1 pseudogene is annotated in these 531 nt (G+C 32.8%); it reads right to left on the bottom strand.

Features of this window, described 5'->3' with window-relative positions:
• Window positions 1-80: 80 nt before the first annotated feature.
• A pseudogene (locus J7R05_RS07700) lies at window positions 81-524 on the bottom strand (hypothetical protein).
• Between the last annotated feature and the right edge of the window lie 7 nt (window positions 525-531).

Raw genomic sequence — 531 nt, 5'->3', positions numbered from 1 at the left:
GCCAATCAAAATTTTGTGCTACATGAGTTTTTATATTTTTTCATCAAATTTCCTATACTCTTAAATTTTCATGTAAAAACCTAAAAGCGATTGCGTACCTTACCTTTTTCATCTTCTTTTTCATTGAAAAAACAATCACGTAAAAGAAAATAATTTCCATCCCCCGGACGCACCAATGCCACACATTTTTTCTTTGCAGCATAAGAAAGCTTATCCCACATTTCACGAATGGTAAAATAAGCTTCACTTTCCAAATGAATACAATGCTGATAGACTTCTTTTTTCATATCAAGCATAACTGAAGCAGCAATTTCCTTGCAATACACGCGGTGATCAAAGACTGGAAAAATCAATTCCGCAGATTTCTGTTGTGTTATTTATATAATGACAGAAAAATAGCTCATAATTGTTACAACGATAAAACAGAACGCCAATATTCAAAAGATCATCATACAAACAAAAGCGAGCCTGCGATTGAATCTTTTGAAACAAGGTTTTTGCCATTCTCGGATTCTTTTTTCCATAAAAATC

It is taken from the genome of Bartonella capreoli, assembly GCF_902813205.1.
Taxonomy (GTDB): Bacteria; Pseudomonadota; Alphaproteobacteria; order Rhizobiales; family Rhizobiaceae; genus Bartonella; species Bartonella schoenbuchensis.
Note: the sequence above shows the minus strand (reverse complement) of the source record. Positions and strands in the feature narration are given on the sequence as shown.